This is a genomic window from Parafrankia irregularis, from assembly GCF_001536285.1.
Lineage (GTDB): Bacteria > Actinomycetota > Actinomycetes > Frankiales > Frankiaceae > Parafrankia > Parafrankia irregularis.
This window is the reverse complement of the sequence record NZ_FAOZ01000011.1, coordinates 1-19,635: the sequence shown is the minus strand read 5'-3', so window position 1 is coordinate 19,635 and position 19,635 is coordinate 1. Positions and strand designations below refer to the sequence as shown.

Below are 19,635 nucleotides of genomic sequence, written 5' to 3'. Positions count from 1 at the left end.
GATCGGCCGGCAAGCTGACACATCGATCGAACGACGGAACGATCAAGTCGATCAGTCGATCAGTCGATCAACCGATCGTTCGACATGGCGCGGGCTCGGCGCCGATCGCCACGGGCGCGCCGACGCACCGGGACGAGAAATGAGGGACGGCCGTGCGGGAAGCAGTGATCGTCGAGGCGGTGCGTACGCCGATTGGCAAGCGCAACGGTTCCCTGGCCGGCGTGCACCCGGTGGATCTTGCGGCGATGGTGCTCAACGAGCTGATCAGCCGGACCGGGATCGACCCCGTTCTCGTCGACGACGTCCAGTGGGGGTGTGTCACCCAGCTGGGTGACCAGTCCAGCAACGTCGGCCGGTACGCGGTGCTTGCGGCCGGGTGGCCCGAGTCCGTCCCCGCGGTGACGGTGAACCGGGCCTGTGGCTCCAGCCAGCAGGCGCTCGACCAGGCCGTGTTCGCCGTCATGGCCGGTCAGCAGGATCTGGTCGTGGCCGGCGGTGTCGAGTCGATGAGCCGCGTGCCGCTCGGTGCGTCCCGCCAGATGGGCGAGCCGTACGGGCCGGCGGCGAAGGCTCGGTACGACGGTTCGGACTTCAACCAGATCGTCGGCGCCGAGCGGATCGCCGAGCAGTGGGGCTTCACCCGCTGGCAGCTGGACGAGTACTCGTCGCTGAGCCACGAGCGGGCCGCCGCGGCGATCGATGCCGGCGCCTTCGAGCAGCAGACGTTCGCGGTTCCCACCGAGTCCGGGCCGTTCACCGTCGACGAGGGGCTGCGCCGCGGCACCACCCCGGAGAAGCTCGCCAAGCTCAAGCCGGTCGCGCGTGAGGACGGCCTGATCCACGCGGGCAACTCCTCGCAGATCTCCGACGGCGCGGCGGCCCTCCTGGTCACGACCCCCGAGCGGGCACGTGAGCTGGGCCTGAAGCCGATCGTGCGCTACCACAGCGCCGCGGTCGCCGGCTCCGACCCGCTGCTGGTGCTCACCGGCCCGATCCCGGCGACGGAGAAGGTGCTCGCCCGCGCGGGCCTGTCGATCGGCGACATCGGCGCGTTCGAGGTCAACGAGGCCTTCGCCTCGGTTCCGCTCGCCTGGCTCGCCGAGACCGGCGCCGACCCGAAGCTGGTCAACCCGCTGGGCGGGGCCATCGCGGTCGGGCACCCGCTCGGCGGCTCGGGCGCGATCCTGATGACGCGGCTCGCTCACCACATGCGGGACAACGGCATCCGCTACGGCCTGCAGACGATGTGCGAGGGTGGCGGCACCGCCAACGCCGCGATCGTGGAGCTCGTCGCGAACTGATCACACCTGCGGATCCCTGACCCGATTCGCCGGAGTGGAGCGCAACCGTCGTGATGTCGTCGTTTTCGATGTGGTCCGATCAGCCGTCGGATCCGACGCCTGATCCGACGACGGATCCATCGCTGGATCCGTCGCCGGCCCTGGATGGGCCGGGGCCTTCCCGTACCCCGCCCGCCGTTCCGCCCGTTGCGGCCGGCCTTTATGAGGTCGTCCGGCAGCGGCGGGACGTCCGCGGGCAGTTCACCGGTGAGCCGATGCCGCCGGGCGCGCTGCACCGCATCCTCGGCGCGGCGCACAGCGCGCCCAGCGTGGGGCTCACCCAACCGTGGGATTTCATCCTGGTCGAGGACCAGGAGACCAGGTCTGCCATGCATGCGCACGTCAGCGAGGAGCGCGGGTGTTTCGCCGCGACGCTCACCGGCGACCGTGCGGAGCGGTTCGCGCCGATCAAGATTGACGGAGTGCTGGAGTCGACCCTCTCCGTGGTCGTGACGTATGACCAGGACCGCGGGGCACCGGCGGTACTCGGCCGCAACACGATCGCGGACGCCGGCCTGTACTCGGTGTGCCTGGCGATCGAGAACCTGTGGCTGGCCGCGACCGCGGAGGGCCTCGGGGTCGGCTGGGTCTCGTTCTATCGGGAGCAGTTCGTGCGCGACCTGCTCGGCATACCCGAGCGGGTGCGCCCGGTGGCCTGGCTGTGCGTCGGTCCTGTGAGCCACCTGGAGACCACACCCGACCTGGAACGGCACGGATGGGCGGCCCGCCGTCCGCTGGATGTCGTGATCCGCCACGAGCGCTGGTAGTCGCGCGGGGCGGGCTCCTGGCGCCGGTCGGCTTCGACGAGGTCGGTGACACAGCCGCCTGAGCCGGAGCGTGGGCCACGCCTGAGCCGGGGCGACCCTTGTACCGGACGGTGCGAGGGTCGCACGGGCCGGTTCCGCGGGCCTGTCGGCACCGTCGCGGCACCCGATGCGGCACCCGTCGGCGTATTCACTCCGCCTTCCCAGTGCCGTTCGGGTACCGTGGCCGCAGGCGGATCTTCCCGGTTGTCGCGCCCGGCCTAGCCGATTCAGGCGAGGATAACTTTATCCGAGCCGAGATCCGAACATATTTCCCGTGGTCCGGGAAAAGGAAATCATCTGAGTGGCACGGCCGTTTTTCTTCGTTACCCGCCGTTTACCGTGGGAAGCGTCGGTGTGACAAGCCCCCGCCAATAATCTATGCGGGTTCGCCGGAGTCGATCCCATTTCGGTCGGGGCGGCCGAGGTGTGTTGGCAGTGGGTCGCGGATCCGCCGTGGCCCGGCTTGCCGACGCATTGTGCGGCTGATTGGAGACGATTCTGTCATGCCATTTGTGATCACCTCCGCGTGCATCGACGTCAAGGATGGCGCCTGCCTCGACGGCGGATGCCCCGCCGACTGCATCTACACCGGCGGGCGCAAGATGTACATCAACCCCGACGAATGCACCGAGTGTGGGGCGTGCGCGCTGCGGTGTCCGGTCGGAGCGGCAATGCTCGACGAGATGGTGCCCGAGGAGGAGCAGGAGTTCATCAGGAGCGAGGAGCTCTTCTTCTCCGAGACCCTGCCCGGGCGTGACGAGCCGATCGGTGACGACCCGGGCGGCGCGGCCAAGGTCGGAAAGATCGACGCCGACTCGGAATTCGTCGCCAACTTCAAGAAGTGACCTGACGGGCAGCGGGAGCCTGGTCCGGCCTGCCGTAGCCACTGAGCGTGTGTTCGGGTGTTCGTGTCCCCGGGTCGCTTCGTGCACTCGTGTCCCGGGGTGCGCGGCCCGCTCGCGTACGGCCCGATCACGCATCCGTCCCGCTGCCCGTCTTCACCGGTACGACCATTTTCGCCCTGGCCTGCTATGCCCAAACCGGCTCAGCCTGACCACCGCCAGCCGCTGGTCGGCTTACATCGCCCCAGCTTGAGCCGGCATTTCGTGGTGACCTGCGGATCGGCCGGCCGGCCGTGCTCCCCCGCCCGGCCAGCGGGGCGTCCGGGCTGACTTCCTGGCCGAGTTAACCGAACTCGCCCGCGCCGTCTCGTCGGCGGTCGCCGAGGTAGCTGGCATGCCCGGCTTTCCCCGCGCCTGGAGCTGCCCTCGGGCAGACGGCTGGCACCTCAACCCAGTTGACACGAATTCCCATGTGAGACAGAGTCCCACATGAGACGTGAGGGTGGAGGTGCCACGCTGAGCGGCAGCGATCAGGGGCTCATGACGAGCGGGCAGGGCGTGACGACCGAGGCGGCGGCCCCGGGAACGACGTTCGCGCCGAGGAAATCGCTGCGCGCCCTGAAGAAGGAACGCTCCGTCGAGCACGTCGCCCGGGTGGCGGTTGCCCTCGTCAGGGAGCGCGGCCTCGCGGCGGTCCGGGTCGAGGACATCTGCGCGCGGGCAGAGATCGGCCGGTCGACCTTCTTCCGCTATTTCGACTCGAAGGAGAGCTGCTTCGTCACCGGCGCACACCAGGGGCACCTTCAGAACGCGCTGGCTGCGATCAGGGCGCGCCCGCCGGAGGAGGGGCCTTTCACCGCGCTGTGTAACGCCTTCCTGGTGGCGCAGGAGGGCTGGGAGGCGCAGCGCGACATCGCGGTTCTCGACGGCCAGCTGCGCGCGGAGTTCCCTGCGGTGCTGGCACATGCCAGCGCCAGATATGTGGACTGGGAGACCACCATCGCGCGGGAGATCGCGCCGCGTTTCGCCACGCCGGACGTCGATCTCTTCCGCTCGCGCATCGTGGTCGGGAGCGTGCTGTGCGCCCTCCGGCTGGGCACCGACAGATGGCTGGCCGCGGGAGCCAACCGTTCTCCCGTGGAAGACCTGCGGGCGGCCTTCGCTGTCATCCAGCAGGACTGTTCGTATCTGGATGAGAATTGATTTGTAATCCCGCCGCGCCGACGTTCCCCCTTTGGGTATCGGTTCGTGGCCCCGGAGTCCATGGTAAAAGAAAGAGGCATATGGAATGACTGCGGTCGACGAAGTAAAGGCCACCGGAAAAATCATTGGTCGTGACACCTTCGTGCTGGATGTTGACACCCATTTCGAAGTTGCTTTCACTGCCGAAGACCATCCCTTACGGGCCCATGCGGACCAGTTCCCGACCGCGCGGCGGTATGTAGCCGAGGCGCTCACCCACGATCTGCGCGAGGCGACTCGGCCGATTCGCGGCCGAGTGACGAGGCGCTTCTGCTGTACAGTCCGCCAGCGAACCGTTCGTATACGTCCGCAGCGGTTGATCCGGCCGCGTCGGTCGACCCGAAGTTCCCGTCCGCGAGTGCCGCGGAACGGCTCGCCTGGATGGACCGGGTTGGGATCGACGCGGCGCTTGTCAACCCGGGTGTCTACGCCAGCCTCCCCAGATACCTGGACGGTGACCGGTCCCAGCTGGTGCGCCTGCTCAACGACTTTCTCGCTGACCGGCTCTCCGGCCACACCGACCGGCTCATGCCGGTAACAATGCTGAACTGGAACGACCTCGACGGTGCCGTCGTCGAGCTGGCCCGGATGCGCGCACGGGGCAGCAGGGCGTTCTGGGCACGCGCCGAGCCGGTGAACGGGATGTCGCCGGCCCATCCGGACTGGGACCGGGTCTGGTCAGCGGCGACGGATCTCGGAATGATCGCCGTTCTCCATATCGGCAACGCCCCGACCGCCTTCTCCGGGTGGGGGAACGCGGGCTGGACGGAAAGCGGTGTCGGTGTCGGAGGGTTCTTCCGCTACGCCAACTGCATGAACCACCAGGCCGCGGAGCTGTTCATCACCGCGATGCTGTACGGCGGGGCGCTCGGCCGCCACCCGAACCTCACCATACTGACGGAGGAGTTGCAGGTCGGCTGGCTTCCGTTCCTGCTCACTCGGTGTGAGGGCCTCGGCTCCGCCGGCCGGTGGCCGTTCGACCGCTCGCCCGTCGAGATGCTCCGCCACCACGTCCGCGCCTCGCCTCTCATCGGCGTCGGTGACCGTGATGTACTCGGCCGCTGGATGCCGCAGCTACCCGGCATGCTCGTCTTCTCGTCGGACTACCCGCACGGCGAGGGCAACGCCGACCCGATCGACCTGTACGGCCCGGCCCTGGGCGAACTGGATGAGGCGACCCGCCGGTCTTTCCTCGGCGGCAACATCGCCGACTGTTTCGCCCGGATGGGCGACCCGCTACCCGGCACCTGACCAGAATCCGCCGGTCGATCGCACCCGGCGAGCGTGCGTGACGGCAATCCCGGCCGTGAGCGCCGGCATCACGAACCGTTCTTGATCCAGTATCGAATACATTATCCAAACCCCATCCAGTCTCCTTGCGTGACCTCATGGGAGGCAGTACATGACGCTCTCCAGCGAGGCCGGGGCCAACCGATCCGGCCTGACCGGTACCTACGAGCTCTCCGCGGAGCTCACGACGTCCGCGGCGGACCTGACCGGCCTACCGATGCCGCTGCGGCCGGACACTCTTTATGACCAGTCCCGGCGCACCCTGGTTCGCCGGGAGCGCGGGCCGCGTTTCCCGTTCCCCGTCCCCAACGGCTGGTTCGTCGTCGCCCGGGCCGACGAGATCGAGCCGGGCCGGACGAAGACACTGTTCTACTTCGGCAAGGACCTGGTGCTTTTCCGCGGCACCGACGGCACGCCGTATCTGTTCGACGCCTACTGCCCGCATCTGGGCGCGCACCTCGGTGTCGGCGGCAAGGTCGTCGACGGCAGCCTGCAGTGCCCGTTCCACGGCTGGCGATTCGACGGTGCGAGCGGTGCGTGTGTCGAGGTGCCCTATGACGACAACCCCTACATCCCGAAGACGGCCGCCGCGCGCTCCTACCCGGTGGTCGAACGCAACAAGATGATCTGGGCCTGGCACCACCTGGAGGGTAAGGAGCCCTTCTACGAGGTGCCCGAGGTGCCGGAGATCCACGACCCGGACTGGCTGCCGATCGTCGTCAAGGACATCACTGTCGCGACCTGCTGCCAGGAGATGGCCGAGAACAACGTCGACACCCCGCACTTCCTGTACGTGCACGGCATGCAGGCGGTTCCGGAGGAGGAGTTCCACATCGACGGGCACTACAAGCGCTCGGTCGGGATGGATGGCAACTTCGTACGCGAGGGCTTCGGACTCGGCCTCGGTGTTCTGCGCGTGAAGGGCTACACGACGTTCATCTCCTCGACCACCCCGATCGATGAGGAGAACGTGCACGTCCGATGGATCTTCACCTCGCCGCGATCGCTCGGCGAGGACGCCGCCGAAGCGGCGGCGGACAGCTTCACCGCCGGCGTCAGCCAGGACCTGCCGATCTGGGAAAACAAGATCTTCAAGGATCCGCCGGTGCTCCGCCCCTCCGAACGGGCCGTCACCGAGCAGCGCCGCTGGTGCCAGCAGTTCTATTCCTGGCCCGAAGGCGACCGCCGGCTCCGTTGACGGTGCCCGGCCCTCGCCGCCCGCAGTGGTTTTGCTGTCCTTTTCCTTGAGAACTCGAAAGGTGGAATCGTGAGCACCTGGGTTGGCCAGTACTGCCTTAATGTCGAGGACCTGGAAAGGTCCGTCGCCTGGTGGAGCGCGATCGGGCTGCGTAACACCAGCCGCACCGAGATTCCCGACGCCTTCGAGGCGATCATGCAGAATCCGGCCACCGGAGGGCTTTTCCAGATCGCCCAGCAGAAGGCGCAGCAGGGGCCGGTCGCGCTCGGCACGGCACTGTGGAAGCTGTACGTCAACACTCCGGACATCGCTGGGACGTTCAAACGGGCGGTGGCGGCGGGGGCCGAAGTGGTGACCGAGCCGGAGCGGACGGAGCGTTGGCCGGTGACGATCGCCTTCGTTCGCGACCCGGATGGTCGTCTGGTCGAGTTCGTCGAGCGTCATCCCTGGCCCGAGGGCTCGCCGGCCGATGAACCCTGGCTGGGCCAGTACTGCATCAACGTCCCCGATCTGGACGCCGCGGTCGCCTTCCATGAGAAGCTCGGACTGACCTGCACCAGCCGGACGGACGTTCCCGAGGCGTTGGAAGCAATCGTCGAGGCCCCGGGGCGCGGCGGGCTGATCCAGCTGGCCCAGCAGAAGGACGGCGTCCCGATCGAGCACGGCAACGGGTTCTGGAAGCGCTATCTCAACACCGACGACTGCGAGGGGCTCTACCGAACCGCACTGGCAGCTGGAGGCGAGGCAGTCATGGAGCCGACCCGGCTTGACCGCTGGCCGACGATCATCGCGTTCTTCACCGATCCGGCCGGCTACCTCGTCGAACTCGTCCAGAAACTGAACTGACCGCCCGCCGACGCACATTTCGCATTCCCGACAACTCCAGGAGGTGGCCCCATGCCACAAGCCCGCCTGAGCGTCTTCTACCCGGCCGGTGCCGACGAGACGTTCGACCACGACTACTATCGCGACGTCCACATCCCGCTGTGCGAGAAACTGTGGAAGCCGGAGGATGTCCGCGTCGACCGGGGAAGCTCCGGCCCCCATGTCGCCGCCGTCCACATCACGTTCTCCTCCCGTGAGGCGCTCGACACGGCGCTGGCCTCGGAGGCGACGGCCCAGATCACCGGCGACGTCAAGAACTACACGACGATCGTCCCGGTCCTGCAGATCAGTGACGTGGTCGTTTGATGGTCGCCTGAAGCGACAGTCCCAGCTCGTGCGCGTCGCGGGCGACGCCGATCATGCCGCGCCGCGCGGCCTGTTCGGCGAGGTCCCGAAGGCCGGCCTCGTCGACGGGTTCGCCGCACCGGCGGGCGAGCTGGGCGGCTTCAAGCCGAGTGCGTAACACCGCGCCCACCCCTCGCGATCGCGTGGCGACCTCCAGTGCGGTCCGCAGGTGTGCACGGGCGGCCGGGATGTCACCGGTGAGCTCGGCGAGCCGGGCCAGACCCAGTGCGACCGGGCCGGCCATCCCGCACTGGCCCAGGTTGGCGATGTTGCCGGCGATCGGTGCCAACCGCGTGGTCAGCGTCTCGGCGTGCTCGCGCAGCCCGCGGTCGGCGATGGCGTGGGCCAGCAGCGTCAGGCGTCCATGGGTCGTCCAGGTCACCGGCCCGGTCTCGGTGACCGCCGCGGCGAGCAGCTCGTCGGCAGCCGGGTCGTCCCGCGCGGCGGCGATGACCGCGACGGCCCACGGCGGGAGCGGAGCGCCGGAGACCCGGTCATCCGGCTCGTGCAGCCGGCCCTGTTCCCAGCGCAGGGTCAGCCGGGCGAAGTCGTAGGCGCCGCTCTGATACAGCTCCGTCTCCCGGTGCAACGCGAACGCCTGGTCGTAGGTCCGCTCCGCGGCGGCCAGATCGTCGTCATGCCAGAGCGCGAGGGAGCCCTGCGCCCACCGGAACTGCACCCGGGTGGCGGGGAGCCGGAGCAGGTCGCTGCCGACCGCGCCGAGCCGCGCCTGCTCGGCGGCCGACGGGTCACCCAACGTGATCTTCGCGAGGCAGCCCAGCCCGTGCGCGATGACCTGGTCGATCTGGGCGGATGAGTGGGGTACCTTCGCCAGCCGGGTGAGCAGCTCGAGGGACTCGGTGGCCCGTTCGGCGATGCCGGAGAAGGCGAGTGCACGGCCGAGCAGGGCGTCCGCGAGGCACTCGTCGTCGCCGAGGCGCTCGGCGAGCTCGATCGCCCGGCGGCTGAGCCGGTCGGGAACGGAACTGTCCGGGTCGTAGGTGCTACCGACCGCGAGGGCCGCCAGAACGCGGATGTGTGCCGCCGGATCAGCGGTGACCAGCGTCTCCAGGCCGGCCAGGCGGGCCAGCAGCGGCGCCGGGTCGTCGCCGTAGGCCGGCCAGGGCCAGCACCCGGTGGTCCGCAGCAGCGCGCTGGCCAGGCGGCCGGCGGAGTCGAGCCGCCCGCGGCGCACCGCGTCGAGCAGGCCGGCGTCGATCAGGTCGAGCAGCGTCTGGCCGCGACCGTGCCGCGCGAGCGCATGCACCTGGGCGACCAGCAACTCGTCCCGGTCGACGTCGAGATCGCGCGGGCTCTGGTCGACGATGGCGAGTGCCTGGCCCCACCAGCGCGCGGCCGCCTCCGACTGCCAGCGCCGTTCCGCGTCGAGCGCGGCGGCCCGGCAGGCGGCGAGGACGTCCGGGGCCTGGGCCAGTGGCCAGGCGGCCACGAGATGCGCGGCCCGGCGGCTGAGCGTCTCACCGCCCCCGGCCGGGTCGAGCTCCTCGGCGATCCGCAGGTGCAGCCGCTGGCGGCGCAGGCTGGAGAGCCCGGCGACGACCTCGTCGCGCAGCAGCGCATGCGCGAACATGTACCGGCCGGTGCCGGCCGCCGGCACGATCACATGCTCGTCCGAGGCCTCGTCCAGCATGTCGGCGAGCGCGTCGGGGTCCAGCCGGGTGACGGCTCGCAGCAGGCCGATGTCCAGTGTGTCGCCGATGAGCGCGGCGGCGCGCAGCACCTGCAGCACCGCCGGGTCCAGGCCGGCGAGGCGCTGCCCGAGCACCGACCGCACCGCGAGCGGAATCGTGCCCTCGGCCCGCTCCCGCGCGGGCAGGCGGGCGTATTCGCAGACGAAGAACGGGTTTCCGCCGGTCCGCTCGGCAAGCTCGGTGGCCTCGGCGGCGCCGATCTGCTGGCCGCTGACCCGGCACGCGAGCTGCACCACCTCGGCCCTGGTCAGCGGCGGGACGGCGAGCCGGCGCGAGCCGTGCCGGCGGGCCGCCGCGGCGAGCAGCCGGTCGAGTGGGGGCCTGCCGGCGACGTCCCGCGCCGTGACGACCACGCTGATCCCCGGGCGCGGGCCGGCGTCGGCGAGATGGGCCAACAGCCGCAGGGACGCCGGGTCCGCCCAGTGGACATCCTCGATGACAAGCAGCAGCGGGCTGGTCCGAGCCGCGGCCGTCAGGGCTTCGATGACCCGGTCGTAGACGACGAAGCGGGCGGCGTCCGCGTCGACACCGCTCGGCGGGGTCAGCACGTCGTCCGGCTCCGCGCCGAGCTCGCGCAGCAGCTGGCGGACCGGCCACCACGGAGGAAGCGCCTCGTCGTCGGGGCATCCGGTCCGCACGGGAAGTCCTCCGGCGCGCCGCCAGATCACGGCGGCCTCGTGCGCCAGGCGGCTCTTGCCGATGCCGGTTGGCCCGGTGAGGACGATCCAGCGACCGTCCCCGGCCGCCGCCTCGCCGAGGGCGGAGTCCAGGGCGGAGATCTCATGCTCCCGGCCGACCAGGTCCGCCCGCGCGCCGGAAGCCGTGGTGGTGGTTGCCGTTGCCGCTGCGGTTGGTGTTGATGTTGGTGTTGGCGCGGTCGGTGTGATCACGGTCCGTGCCGTCGTGGTCGCGGGCGCGGTCGGCGTGGTCGGCGCGGTCGCGATCGTGGTCATGAGTGCGGCCGGTGCGGTCGGTGCCTGGCCGGGCCAGAGATCGAGGGCGGGGTCCTGGCGCAGAATGGCGCCCTGCAGGTCGCGCAGGGCCGGGCTGACATCCAGGCCGAGATCCTCGTCCAGCCGGCGAGCGTGCTCGCCGAACGCCTCCAGGGCCTCCGCCGGCCGCCCGGCCCGGTAGAGAGCGATCATGTGTAGCCGGCAGGCACCCTCCGAACCGGGGGTGTCGAGCAGCAGCTGGCGCGATCGTGGCGCGGCCGCGGCCACCCGGCCGAGGCCGAGCAGCGCCACCACCGCGTTCTGCTCGCACTGCTGCCAGCGCTCCGCGACCGTGTCCGCCGAGCGCCGGACCCACGGCTCGTCGGCGAACTCGGCGAGAAGCGGACCCCGGCGCAGTGCGGTGGCACGGTCGGCGGCCTCCAGCGCGCGCTGCCAGTCGCCGGCGTCGACGGCGGCCTGCGCCTGGCCGCAGGCCCGCTCGAACAGCCGCAGGTCCACCTCGTCCGCGGGGACGTCCATCAGGTAGCCGGGTGTGCGGCGCACGATGGGTGAGGTGGCGTGCTCGTCGTCCCGCAACAGCCGCCGCAGGTTCGAGACGTGGGCCTGCAGGCTCGCGAGCATGCTCGGCGGGTGATCGTCGCCCCAGGCCGCGTCGGCCAGGCGGTCCACGGAGACCACCCGGCCGGCGTTCAGCAACAGCGCGGCGAGGACCGCCCGCTGCTTGGGCCCGCCGAACGAGACCGGGTCACCCTCGCGGATGACCTCGATCGGCCCGAACAGGCGGTAGGACGGCACGAATCTCATGATGCCGTCGGCCCAGGTCACGCATGGTGGAACGGCCAGTCGGCTTCAGGACGGCCGGTTGCCCGGTCGGCTTCCGGACTGCCCGCCGGTCGGTCGGCTTGAGGACCGTGCGCCGGTCCGTCGGTTGAGGGCTGCCCGCGGGCCTGTCGGGCTCAGGACTGGACCAGCCCCGCGGCGGCGCGGACCGCGTGGGAGGCGACCATGCGCGCATGCGGGTCGTAGCTCGCGGTGAGGGTGGCGAGCCGGGCCAGCGTCGCCGGGTCGTACTGACGGGCGACGATCGCGGGGTCCGAGCTGGCACCGAAGTTCGGCGTCGAGCCACCGTCAGACCACGGGGCGACAGCGGCGATGACCGCGGCGGCGTGTCCCGCGGTGGCCTCGATGATCGGCGGCGCGGCGATGCCGATGGTCAGCAGCGAGTAGGCGGCATCCCGGTGGCAGACGGCACTCGGCTCCCGCGGCGGGCGCGCGAACGCGCCGCCGAGCAGCCGCAGCTCCACGATCACCTGGGGGCACTCGGCCTGCGGGCCAGCCACCGCCAGCAGGGTCTGCACCGCCTGCTCCGGCAGCTCCCGCAACAGCACGCCACGCTCGTGGGTCGGCATCGGGTCGACCGGGTCGGAATGGATCATTCCCAGGGCGTTGAACGGGAGCACGTCAAGCCCACCGAAGATCACGGGTGCGACTGTGCTGATGGCCTCGGCCACCCGGGCGCCCTCGGCCGGGTCACCGACCCAGGCGAAGCGGACCGCGACGGTGCATCGGCCGGCCAGCGGCGGGGGCACCGCCGGCATCGCCGGAAGGCGCAGGATCGCGAGCGATGTGGACGCCTGCTCCGGCAGCGACGCCGTCCAGGCCCGCCACGCCTCGACGACCCGCTCGGCGTCGGCACCATCGAAGTAGAGGCAGCCGCCGTAGATCCGCGGGACGTCCAGCAGCTCGAACTCGACGGCGGTGACCACGCCGAGCGCGCCCTTGCCGCCGCGCAGCGCCCAGAACAGGGCGGAGTTCTCCGTCGCGGTGGCCCGCCGCAGCTCACCGTCACCGGTGACGACGTCGAAGGCGGTCACCAGATCGTTGGCGAAGCCGAAGCTGCGGCCCACCGGCGAGAGCCCGCCGCCGGTGAGGTAGCCGACGACGCCGACGTTCGGGGAGGAGCCGGCGAGCGCGCCGAACCCGTGCCCGGCGGCCGCGTCGAGGACCTGCTGCCAGCGCACGCCGGCGCCGACCCGGATCCGTCGGGTGACCGGGTTGATGACGATCTCGACCAGGCGGCCGGTGTGCACGAGCAGCGTGGGGCGGCTCCGGTCGAGCAGCTCGAGTGCGCCGTGTCCGGTGGATCGCACCTCGATGTTCAGGTCGTGCGTGTTGGCGAAGACCACGGCGGCGACCACATCGGCCGCGTCGGAGGCGATGACGACCGCCGCCGGCGTGGACACGACCGCGACGTTCCATGGCGTGGCGGCCTGGATGTAGGCCTCGCTGCCGGGCAGGGCGACCTCCCCGCGGACCACGGCCGCGAGGTCGGCCAGGGGCAGTACCGGGGCCAGGCCCTCGGTCACGTCGTGAACGTGGGGCAGGTCGTGGGACGAGTAGTCGGGCGTGAGCGTGGACATGACGCCTCCGTCTGGCGGGGTGGGTGCCGGGCTGGACGGGAATCAGCGTGTGGTCCGGCGCTTGGGCCTTTCCTGCGGCTGCCTGAGAGGCGCTTGCGGCCAGCCAAGACGGCGCTTGCGGCTGGCCGCCACGCCACTTGCGATCGGCCAGGGTGACGTTCGCCGCTGGTCGCTCCGCCGCCCGTTGCCCCAGGTCAAGCGATTTTGACGTCGAAGTCAATAAGTGTTAGCGTGAGGCAACATCGAGAATGATGTTCTGGGGTGGGCGCATCCATCCCACGGAGGCCTCGCCGGGGGAGTCCTGTGACTGCCTCACGGCGTCGAGCCGGTGCCGGTCAGCCGGCGTACGGAGGTAGTCATGCCCAGGTCGGACGTCGACTTCCCTGTCTTCGACGCGGACAACCACATGTACGAGACAGTGGACGCCTTCACGAAGTACCTGCCGAAGGAACACGAAGGCCTGATCAAGTACGTGCAGGTGAACGGGCGCGACAAGATCGCGGTTCGGGGTGTGATCTCCGAGTACATCCCCAACCCGACGTTCAATGTCGTGGCGCGGCCGGGTGCCTGGGAGGACTACTTCAAGAACGGCAACCCGGAGGGAAAGTCGACCCGGGAGCTCATGGGCAAGCCGATTCGCTCGCCCGAGGCCTTCTTCGCGCCGGAGCCCCGGCTCAAGCTGATGGACGAGCTCGGCCTGGACCGCGCCATCATGTGGCCGACGCTGGCGAGCCTGCTGGAGGACCGGCTGCGGGACGACCCGCGGGCCACCCACATCGTCGTCCACGCGCTGAACCAGTGGATGCACGAGCAGTGGACCTTCAACTACGAGAACCGCATCTTCGCGACTCCCGTGATCACTCTGCCGATCGTCAGCGAGGCGATCAAGGAGCTCGAGTGGATCGTCGAGCGGGGCGCCAAGATCATCCTGATCCGTCCGGCGCCGGTGCCCGGCTTCGAGGGCTTCCGCTCGTTCGCGCTGCCGGAGTTCGACCCGTTCTGGAAGAAGGTCGTCGAGGCGGACATCACCGTCGGCCTGCACTCGTCCGATGACGGCCTGACCCGGTACTACAACATGTGGGAGGGCCGGCAGGACGGTGAGCACCTGCCGTTCGCCACGCCGAGCGCCTTCACCGACATCATGCACAAGCAGCACCGGGGCATCTTCGACACGGTGACCTCGCTGATCGGGCACGGGCTGCTCACCCGCTTCCCCCAGCTGCGGATCCTGCCGGTCGAGAACGGGTCGGGCTGGGTCCGCCCGTTCATCGAGGCCGCCGGCGAGTCCTACGCCAAGAGCCCCAAGCTCTACGACGAGGACCCGATCGAGGTGCTCAAGCGCAACATCTGGATCCACCCGTTCTTCGAGGAGAACACGAAGTACCTCATCGACCTCGTCGGCGTCGACCGGGTTGTGTTCGGCTCCGACTACCCGCACGCCGAGGGCCTGTCCGACCCGCTCTCCTACATGGACGATCTTGAGGGGCTGTCCAGGGAGGACAAGGCCAAGATCATGGGCGGCAACCTCGCCACGGCGCTGAAGCTTCCCGCCACCGTCTGAGCAGCCGTTCTCTCTGAAAGTCTGTTCTCCGCACGAAGCCTGTCGCCCCGGCCGGACAACGAGGTCCGCCGGGGCGGCAGGCTTTTGTCCGCCGCCCACCAGCGCAGCGGCGTCCGCCGCCCACCAGCAGGGCGCAGGAGGCTCAGGACGGCTCGGGCCTGCTCAGGATGGCAGCGTCAGCACGACCTTGCCCCGGCCGTGCCCGGTCGCGACCTCGCGATGGGCGTCCGCGGCCTGCTCCAGCGGATAGGCGCGGCGCAGCTCGACCCGCAGCCGCCCCGTGACGTACAACTCGACCAGGTCGGCGAGCCGGGCCGCTGACCGCTGGCTGCCCAGCCACCGCACGCCCAGCTCCTGCACGAGGTCGAAGGCGACGATCGTCCCGATTCGGCCCCGGTCCTCGACGAGCTCCACCGCGGCACGCAGTCCGTCGGCACCGGCCGCGTCCAGGCTCGCGTCGACGCCGCCGGGCGCTACCGCGCGGACCCGTTCGACCAGACCGTCGCCGTAGGCGACCGGGATCGCCCCCAGGGCGCGCAGGTAGTCGTGGTTGGCCGGGCTGGCCGTCCCGATCACCGTCGCGCCGGCGAGCCTGGCGAGCTGCACCGCCACCGTGCCGACCGCCCCGGCGGCGGCATTTATGAGGACCGTGTCGCCGGCGGCGACACGGAGAAGCTCGACCGCGGTGTGGGCGGTCTGCCCGGCGCCGGACAGCCCACCCGCGATCTCCCAGGGCAGCGCCGCCGGCCTGCGGACGATCTGGCTGGCCGGGACGACCACCTGCTCCGCGTAGCAGCCCAGGACGCGGAACCCGAGCACCTCGGCGCCGACGGCGACGTCCGTGACATCGGCCCCGACCTCGTCGACGACTCCGGCGAACTCGTTGCCGGGCACCATCGGGCCCGGCGTCGCCTCGACACCCATCGGCATCCGCCCCTGGCGGACCGACAGGTCGACGGGCTGGACCCCGGCCGCCCGCACCCGGACCCGGACCTCGCCGGCGCCTGGCTCTGGTCTGGGCAGATCCATCACCTGCAGCACCTCGGGCGGACCGGGAGTAACGAACGCGGCAGCCTTCATCGCCTACCAACACCTTCCGATTCAGTCGGGCCGTTCAGTCGGGCCGTTCAGTCGGGCCGGCATCGCAGGCACGAGGACGCGCCATGCCGGTGCCGGCCAGCCTGTCGGCTGAAGCGAGGTTGAGGTCAAGAGCCGTTGCGGGGCGACGTCCAGGCGATGGTGAGCAGGCGACGGACGGCATAGCGGCACAAGATCGGTAGTTGGTGCGCGGCGGTTCGCACTCCACGAACGCGGCCGGCCCCCCGGACCCCCGGTGGCGCCGGTAGCCCGGTTTGGTGAGTCGCAAGAGTGAAGGATTTTGGTCGTTCCAACGACCAAAATCCTTCACTCTTGCGGGCCGTCAGGCGCGCCTACGCCCCTTTTGCCCCTCTTGCGGTGAATCGCGGGTGCTGTGCGGCGGTGCGAGATCCTCGATGGGTGGCCGTGGGTGGAATGCGCGTTCCATCAGCGCGACTCCGCCAAGCCCAGGCTGGTGGTCCGGATCCGCCTCTCCTCAGGACTCTGCTACAGGCTCCCTGGCTCCCTGGCTCCCTGGCTCCCAGGGCCCGTGACGACCACGATCCTCAGCTCCTGCCCGGCAGCAGCCGCGGCTTCGGGTCGCCGCGCGATGCTGGTGCTCGTGTGTGTGTGTGGGTGTCGCGCTACTGCCGTTGTTCATGGGTCCGTACTGGCTGTCCCGCTGTGGCACGGCGACCGGCTCGGCGCCACGGTGAAGGTGCGGAAGCGGGACAGGGTACATCAGAATCCCGCCCTCTGGCAGTTTCACCCGCGCTGGACGGAACCGGACAACACTTTCCGCGGTTTCCGGGTGCTGGAGCTTGACCTCAACTCGACTTGAGGTTCTAGGTTTTCGGAGCAGACCCCGACGAATGCGGGGCCAGCGAGATGCGGGGATTATTCTCATGACCAGTGCGCCAGCACAGCCGGTAAACCTGACCGTCATCATCGGAAGCAACCGGGTGGGGCGTTTCGCCCCGGTCGTGGCGCAGTGGTTCCTGCGTCAGACCGCCGGCGACGAATCGATGACGACAACCGTCCTCGACCTGGGTGAGACCAGCCTGCCGGAACGGCTGGGCTCCCCGCGCGGGGCGGAAACCGACGAGCTGACGGCGGTGACCCGCCAGCTCGACGCCGCGGATGCATACGTCGTCATCACCCCCGAGTACAACCACAGCTTCCCGGCTCCACTGAAGAATCTCCTCGACCTGCACTACACCGAATGGCAGGCCAAGCCGGTGGGCTTCGTCTCCTACGGCGGGCTGTCCGGCGGCCTGCGTGCCGTGGAGCATCTGCGCCAGGTTTTCGCGGAGCTGCACGCGGTCACCATTCGAGATGTGGTCAGCTTCCACGGGGCCTGGGAGCGCTTCGACTCGGACGGATCTCCGCGCGACGCCGAAGGCGCCAACACGGCGGCCCGGACGATGCTCGACGAGCTGCGGTGGTGGGCAACCGCGCTGAAGGAGGCCCGAATCCGAACCCCGTACAAGTTCTGACCACGCCTTCGACCCGCCCGAAGATCCGGTTCCCGATCCGGCGCCCATAAGAGGCGACACGCGGCGCAGTACCGCAACCCGGCCGTGTCCGCGAAAGCCCAGATCCGCTGGCTACTCTCCGTGGCCGCATATTGATTTCCAGAAGCCACGGGAGAAGCAGGTGTTCTTTCGCAGAACGCTCATGTCATTGGCCGCCGGCGGGCTGCTGTTCGCCGCTTCGGCGCAGGGCGTGGCAGATGCAGCCACCGAGCCCCTGACCAAGCCCTTCAACCAGTGTTCGAAGGCCGATCTGCGGAACGATCCCCGCCTCGGCCCGGCCAAACTGCCGTATGTCGGCTCGGTGGCGAAGGAACTCGACGACTACGAACGTACCGGAGGACACTCGATCCGGCAGTTCCTCGGTACCTGGTGGGATCCGTCGCTACCCTCCAAGCCCTATTTCCCTGGAATTGATGGATTCTGGGTCTACCCGCCGAAGGATGGTTACTATCTCAGGCCCGACGGAACGCAGGTCCGGACTACAACCACCCTGGTTCCAGGTCAGTTGATCGACCGTTTCGGCCTGCCAGGCGGAAGTTTCCTCTCCCCGCGTGGAACCGACTACGACGCACGATCGCTCCCGCCGTCGAACCTCGACGACACCACGAACCCGGGTGGGTGCAACTACCACGTCTACCAGGTGCTGAAGCCGTTCGACGTCTATTCCGGCCCAATCCGGCCATGGTTCGACCAGCCCGGGAACGGCCTGCAGTACCAGACGGTCTGCATACTCATCCCGGAATTCAAGGGGACGACCACCTGTGACGAGACGGGGGGAAACCTGCGCATCGAGAAGCTGCTCGAAAAGCAGTACATCGTCGAGGTACCGGTCGTGGACCGGCGCACCCTCTAGACGGCTCCTGAACCGAAACCTCTGATAGAGCGCTGGTGGGCCGGCGCCGGTGAAACGACAGCACTTCCTCGGTTCACCGGCGCCGGCCTGTCGCTGTCCAGGGCCCGGAGCGGGTCCGCCGCGTCTGCCGGGTCGCCGCGTCCAGTGGAGTCCACGGACGTGGTGTACGGATCGTGATCGTCTAGCGACTCGCCGGCGTGGCAGTTCGTGACGTAGAGCGACCACCGCGTGATCCTCACGAGAAACCTGCGAAAGCGACTCGATGAGGAGATACGCGATGGCCGTGCGTCCGACTGTGACCGATGCCGAAGGGCTCGGCAAGGAACTGCTGGCGGCGAGTCCTGATCTGCTGGGCTCGATGGTGAAGGCGTTCGCGGAGGCGTTGATGAGCGCCGAGGCGGACAGTGCCTGTGGCGCTGAATACGGCGAGATATCACCGGATCGCACGAATCGCCGTAACGGTTACCGGCCGCGCGAGTGGGATACCCGGGCCGGAACACTTGATCTCGCGATTCCGAAGCTGCGGGCCGGGTCGTACTTCCCGGAATGGCTGCTGACACGCCGCCGGCGGGCGGAACAGGCACTGATCTCGGTCGTCGCGACGTCGTATCTGCTCGGGGTGTCCACCCGCCGGGTCGACAAACTCGTCGAGCAGCTCGGGGTGGCGCACATCTCGAAGTCACAGGTGTCCGAGCTGGCGAAGCATCTCGACGGCCAGGTCGAGGCGTTCCGGTCGAGACCGTTGGACGCCGGTCCGTACCGGTTCGTGCAGGCGGACGCGTTGACGATGAAGGTCCGCGAGGGCGGCCGTGTGATCAACGTGCACTGTCTGCTCGCCGTCGGGGTCAACGGCGACGGGCACCGGGAGATCCTCGGCCTGGACGTCGTGAGCAGCGAGGACGGCGCCGGCTGGCTGGCGTTCTTCCGCGGCCTGGTCGCCCGGGGCCTGTCCGGGGTGCGCCTGGTGACCTCCGACGCCCACCGCGGCCTGGTCAACGCGATCGGAGCGACCCTGCCCGGCGCCTCGTGGCAGAGATGCCGTACCCACTACCTGCGAGACCTCCTCGTCCTCACACCGAAATCGTCGCAGCCCTGGGTCGCCACCGTCGTGAGAACAATCTTCGATCAGGCCGACGCGAACGAGGTCGTCGTCCAGTTCGACCGGGTCGTCGACGGGCTCACCGAAAAACTTCCTCGTGCCGCGGAACATCTCTCCGAAGCGAAAGCAGACCTGCTCGCGTTCACCGCCTACCCACGGGAGATCTGGCGGCAGATCTGGTCCTCAAACCCGCAGGAACGCCTGAACAAGGAAATCAGGCGACGCACCGACGTCGTGGGCATCTTCCCCGACCGCGGAGCCATCATACGTCTCGTCGGCGCGGTTCTCGCTGAACAGCACGACGAGTGGATCGAAACCCACCGCTACTTCGGTGTGGAAGTCCTCGCCAAAGTCGACGCCGCGAACAACCCATCCGACACACCCGAGATCAGCGTGACGCCCGAAGCCCTCGCCGCATAACCTTCCATCAGGATCACGCGGAGTCACTCTCCGTACACCACGCCCCCGGACGTGACC

Annotated in this window: 15 protein-coding genes; 12 read left to right on the top strand and 3 right to left on the bottom strand. The window is 69.4% G+C overall.

From position 1 onward, the window contains the following. The first annotated feature begins 152 nt into the window (after positions 1-152). The 8 genes from AWX74_RS18420 to AWX74_RS18385 all read left to right on the top strand — a co-directional run bounded on the left by AWX74_RS18420 (position 153) and on the right by AWX74_RS18385 (position 7,909). Positions 153-1,301, top strand: a complete 1,149-nt coding sequence (locus AWX74_RS18420; protein WP_006540956.1) for a thiolase family protein — start codon at positions 153-155, stop codon at positions 1,299-1,301. Positions 1,302-1,351: 50 nt separating this feature from the next. Continuing rightward, the gene (gene bluB, locus AWX74_RS18415) at positions 1,352-2,107 is read left to right on the top strand and encodes a 5,6-dimethylbenzimidazole synthase (protein ID WP_242666305.1); all 756 of its coding nucleotides are present in this window, start codon (positions 1,352-1,354) and stop codon (positions 2,105-2,107) included. 542 nt (positions 2,108-2,649) lie between these two features. Then, positions 2,650-2,991, top strand: a complete 342-nt coding sequence (locus AWX74_RS18410; RefSeq protein ID WP_006540958.1) for an indolepyruvate ferredoxin oxidoreductase subunit alpha — start codon at positions 2,650-2,652, stop codon at positions 2,989-2,991. Between the two features lie 486 nt (positions 2,992-3,477). Further along, on the top strand, positions 3,478-4,191 hold the full coding sequence (locus tag AWX74_RS18405; RefSeq protein ID WP_226931151.1) for a TetR family transcriptional regulator: 714 nt from the start codon (positions 3,478-3,480) through the stop codon (positions 4,189-4,191). Positions 4,192-4,500: 309 nt separating this feature from the next. Continuing rightward, on the top strand, positions 4,501-5,481 hold the full coding sequence (locus tag AWX74_RS18400) for an amidohydrolase family protein (RefSeq protein WP_311984670.1): 981 nt from the start codon (positions 4,501-4,503) through the stop codon (positions 5,479-5,481). A gap of 151 nt (positions 5,482-5,632) precedes the next feature. Next, complete coding sequence (locus AWX74_RS18395; protein ID WP_091278278.1) at positions 5,633-6,718, top strand: Rieske 2Fe-2S domain-containing protein; 1,086 nt, start codon at positions 5,633-5,635, stop codon at positions 6,716-6,718. Positions 6,719-6,787: 69 nt separating this feature from the next. Continuing rightward, a complete protein-coding gene (locus AWX74_RS18390; protein WP_091278276.1) occupies positions 6,788-7,564 on the top strand; it encodes a VOC family protein in 777 nt (258 codons plus the stop codon). 51 nt (positions 7,565-7,615) lie between these two features. Continuing rightward, a complete protein-coding gene (locus AWX74_RS18385) occupies positions 7,616-7,909 on the top strand; it encodes an EthD family reductase (RefSeq protein WP_091278274.1) in 294 nt (97 codons plus the stop codon). On the opposite strand, the gene AWX74_RS18380 is transcribed toward AWX74_RS18385, so the two are convergent. Together AWX74_RS18380 and AWX74_RS18375 are read right to left on the bottom strand one after the other, a co-directional pair. Continuing rightward, positions 7,890-11,417: an ATP-binding protein gene (locus AWX74_RS18380; protein ID WP_091278592.1), complete on the bottom strand. Its 3,528-nt coding sequence runs from the start codon at positions 11,415-11,417 to the stop codon at positions 7,890-7,892. The two genes, AWX74_RS18385 and AWX74_RS18380, sit on opposite strands and share 20 nt — an antisense overlap. A gap of 152 nt (positions 11,418-11,569) precedes the next feature. Beyond that, entirely contained in the window at positions 11,570-13,033 is a 1,464-nt protein-coding gene (locus AWX74_RS18375) for an FAD-binding oxidoreductase (protein WP_091278272.1), read from the bottom strand. Between the two features lie 358 nt (positions 13,034-13,391). On the opposite strand from AWX74_RS18375, the gene AWX74_RS18370 reads away from it, so the two are divergent. Then, a complete protein-coding gene (locus AWX74_RS18370) occupies positions 13,392-14,594 on the top strand; it encodes an amidohydrolase family protein (protein ID WP_091278270.1) in 1,203 nt (400 codons plus the stop codon). A gap of 162 nt (positions 14,595-14,756) precedes the next feature. Here the strand turns inward: AWX74_RS18370 and AWX74_RS18365 are convergent, their stop codons facing one another. Beyond that, positions 14,757-15,674 carry an NADP-dependent oxidoreductase gene (locus AWX74_RS18365; protein ID WP_091278268.1) on the bottom strand — a complete coding sequence of 306 codons (918 nt, stop codon included), beginning with the start codon at positions 15,672-15,674 and terminating at the stop codon, positions 14,757-14,759. Positions 15,675-16,576: 902 nt separating this feature from the next. Between AWX74_RS18365 and AWX74_RS18360 the strand changes: the two genes are divergently transcribed. The 3 genes from AWX74_RS18360 (at position 16,577) to AWX74_RS18350 (ending at position 19,578) form a co-directional block, all read left to right on the top strand. After that, positions 16,577-17,167 carry an NADPH-dependent FMN reductase gene (locus AWX74_RS18360; RefSeq protein ID WP_091278266.1) on the top strand — a complete coding sequence of 197 codons (591 nt, stop codon included), beginning with the start codon at positions 16,577-16,579 and terminating at the stop codon, positions 17,165-17,167. Between the two features lie 160 nt (positions 17,168-17,327). Then, on the top strand, positions 17,328-18,059 hold the full coding sequence (locus AWX74_RS18355; protein ID WP_091278265.1) for a TNT domain-containing protein: 732 nt from the start codon (positions 17,328-17,330) through the stop codon (positions 18,057-18,059). Positions 18,060-18,336: 277 nt separating this feature from the next. Then, positions 18,337-19,578, top strand: a complete 1,242-nt coding sequence (locus AWX74_RS18350) for an IS256 family transposase (RefSeq protein ID WP_091278262.1) — start codon at positions 18,337-18,339, stop codon at positions 19,576-19,578. The last annotated feature ends 57 nt before the right edge of the window (positions 19,579-19,635 follow it).

Bases quoted from the DNA above. Each gene is read 5' to 3' on its own strand.
- AWX74_RS18410 (WP_006540958.1), top strand. From the start codon at position 2,650: ATGCCATTTGTGATCACCTCCGCGTGCATCGACGTCAAGGATGGCGCC.
- AWX74_RS18405 (WP_226931151.1), top strand. From the start codon at position 3,478: ATGAGACGTGAGGGTGGAGGTGCCACGCTGAGCGGCAGCGATCAGGGG.
- AWX74_RS18395 (WP_091278278.1), top strand. From the start codon at position 5,633: ATGACGCTCTCCAGCGAGGCCGGGGCCAACCGATCCGGCCTGACCGGT.
- AWX74_RS18385 (WP_091278274.1), top strand. From the start codon at position 7,616: ATGCCACAAGCCCGCCTGAGCGTCTTCTACCCGGCCGGTGCCGACGAG.
- AWX74_RS18380 (WP_091278592.1), bottom strand. From the start codon at position 11,417: ATGAGATTCGTGCCGTCCTACCGCCTGTTCGGGCCGATCGAGGTCATC.
- AWX74_RS18375 (WP_091278272.1), bottom strand. From the start codon at position 13,033: ATGTCCACGCTCACGCCCGACTACTCGTCCCACGACCTGCCCCACGTT.
- AWX74_RS18370 (WP_091278270.1), top strand. From the start codon at position 13,392: ATGCCCAGGTCGGACGTCGACTTCCCTGTCTTCGACGCGGACAACCAC.
- AWX74_RS18365 (WP_091278268.1), bottom strand. From the start codon at position 15,674: ATGAAGGCTGCCGCGTTCGTTACTCCCGGTCCGCCCGAGGTGCTGCAG.
- AWX74_RS18360 (WP_091278266.1), top strand. From the start codon at position 16,577: ATGACCAGTGCGCCAGCACAGCCGGTAAACCTGACCGTCATCATCGGA.
- AWX74_RS18350 (WP_091278262.1), top strand. From the start codon at position 18,337: ATGGCCGTGCGTCCGACTGTGACCGATGCCGAAGGGCTCGGCAAGGAA.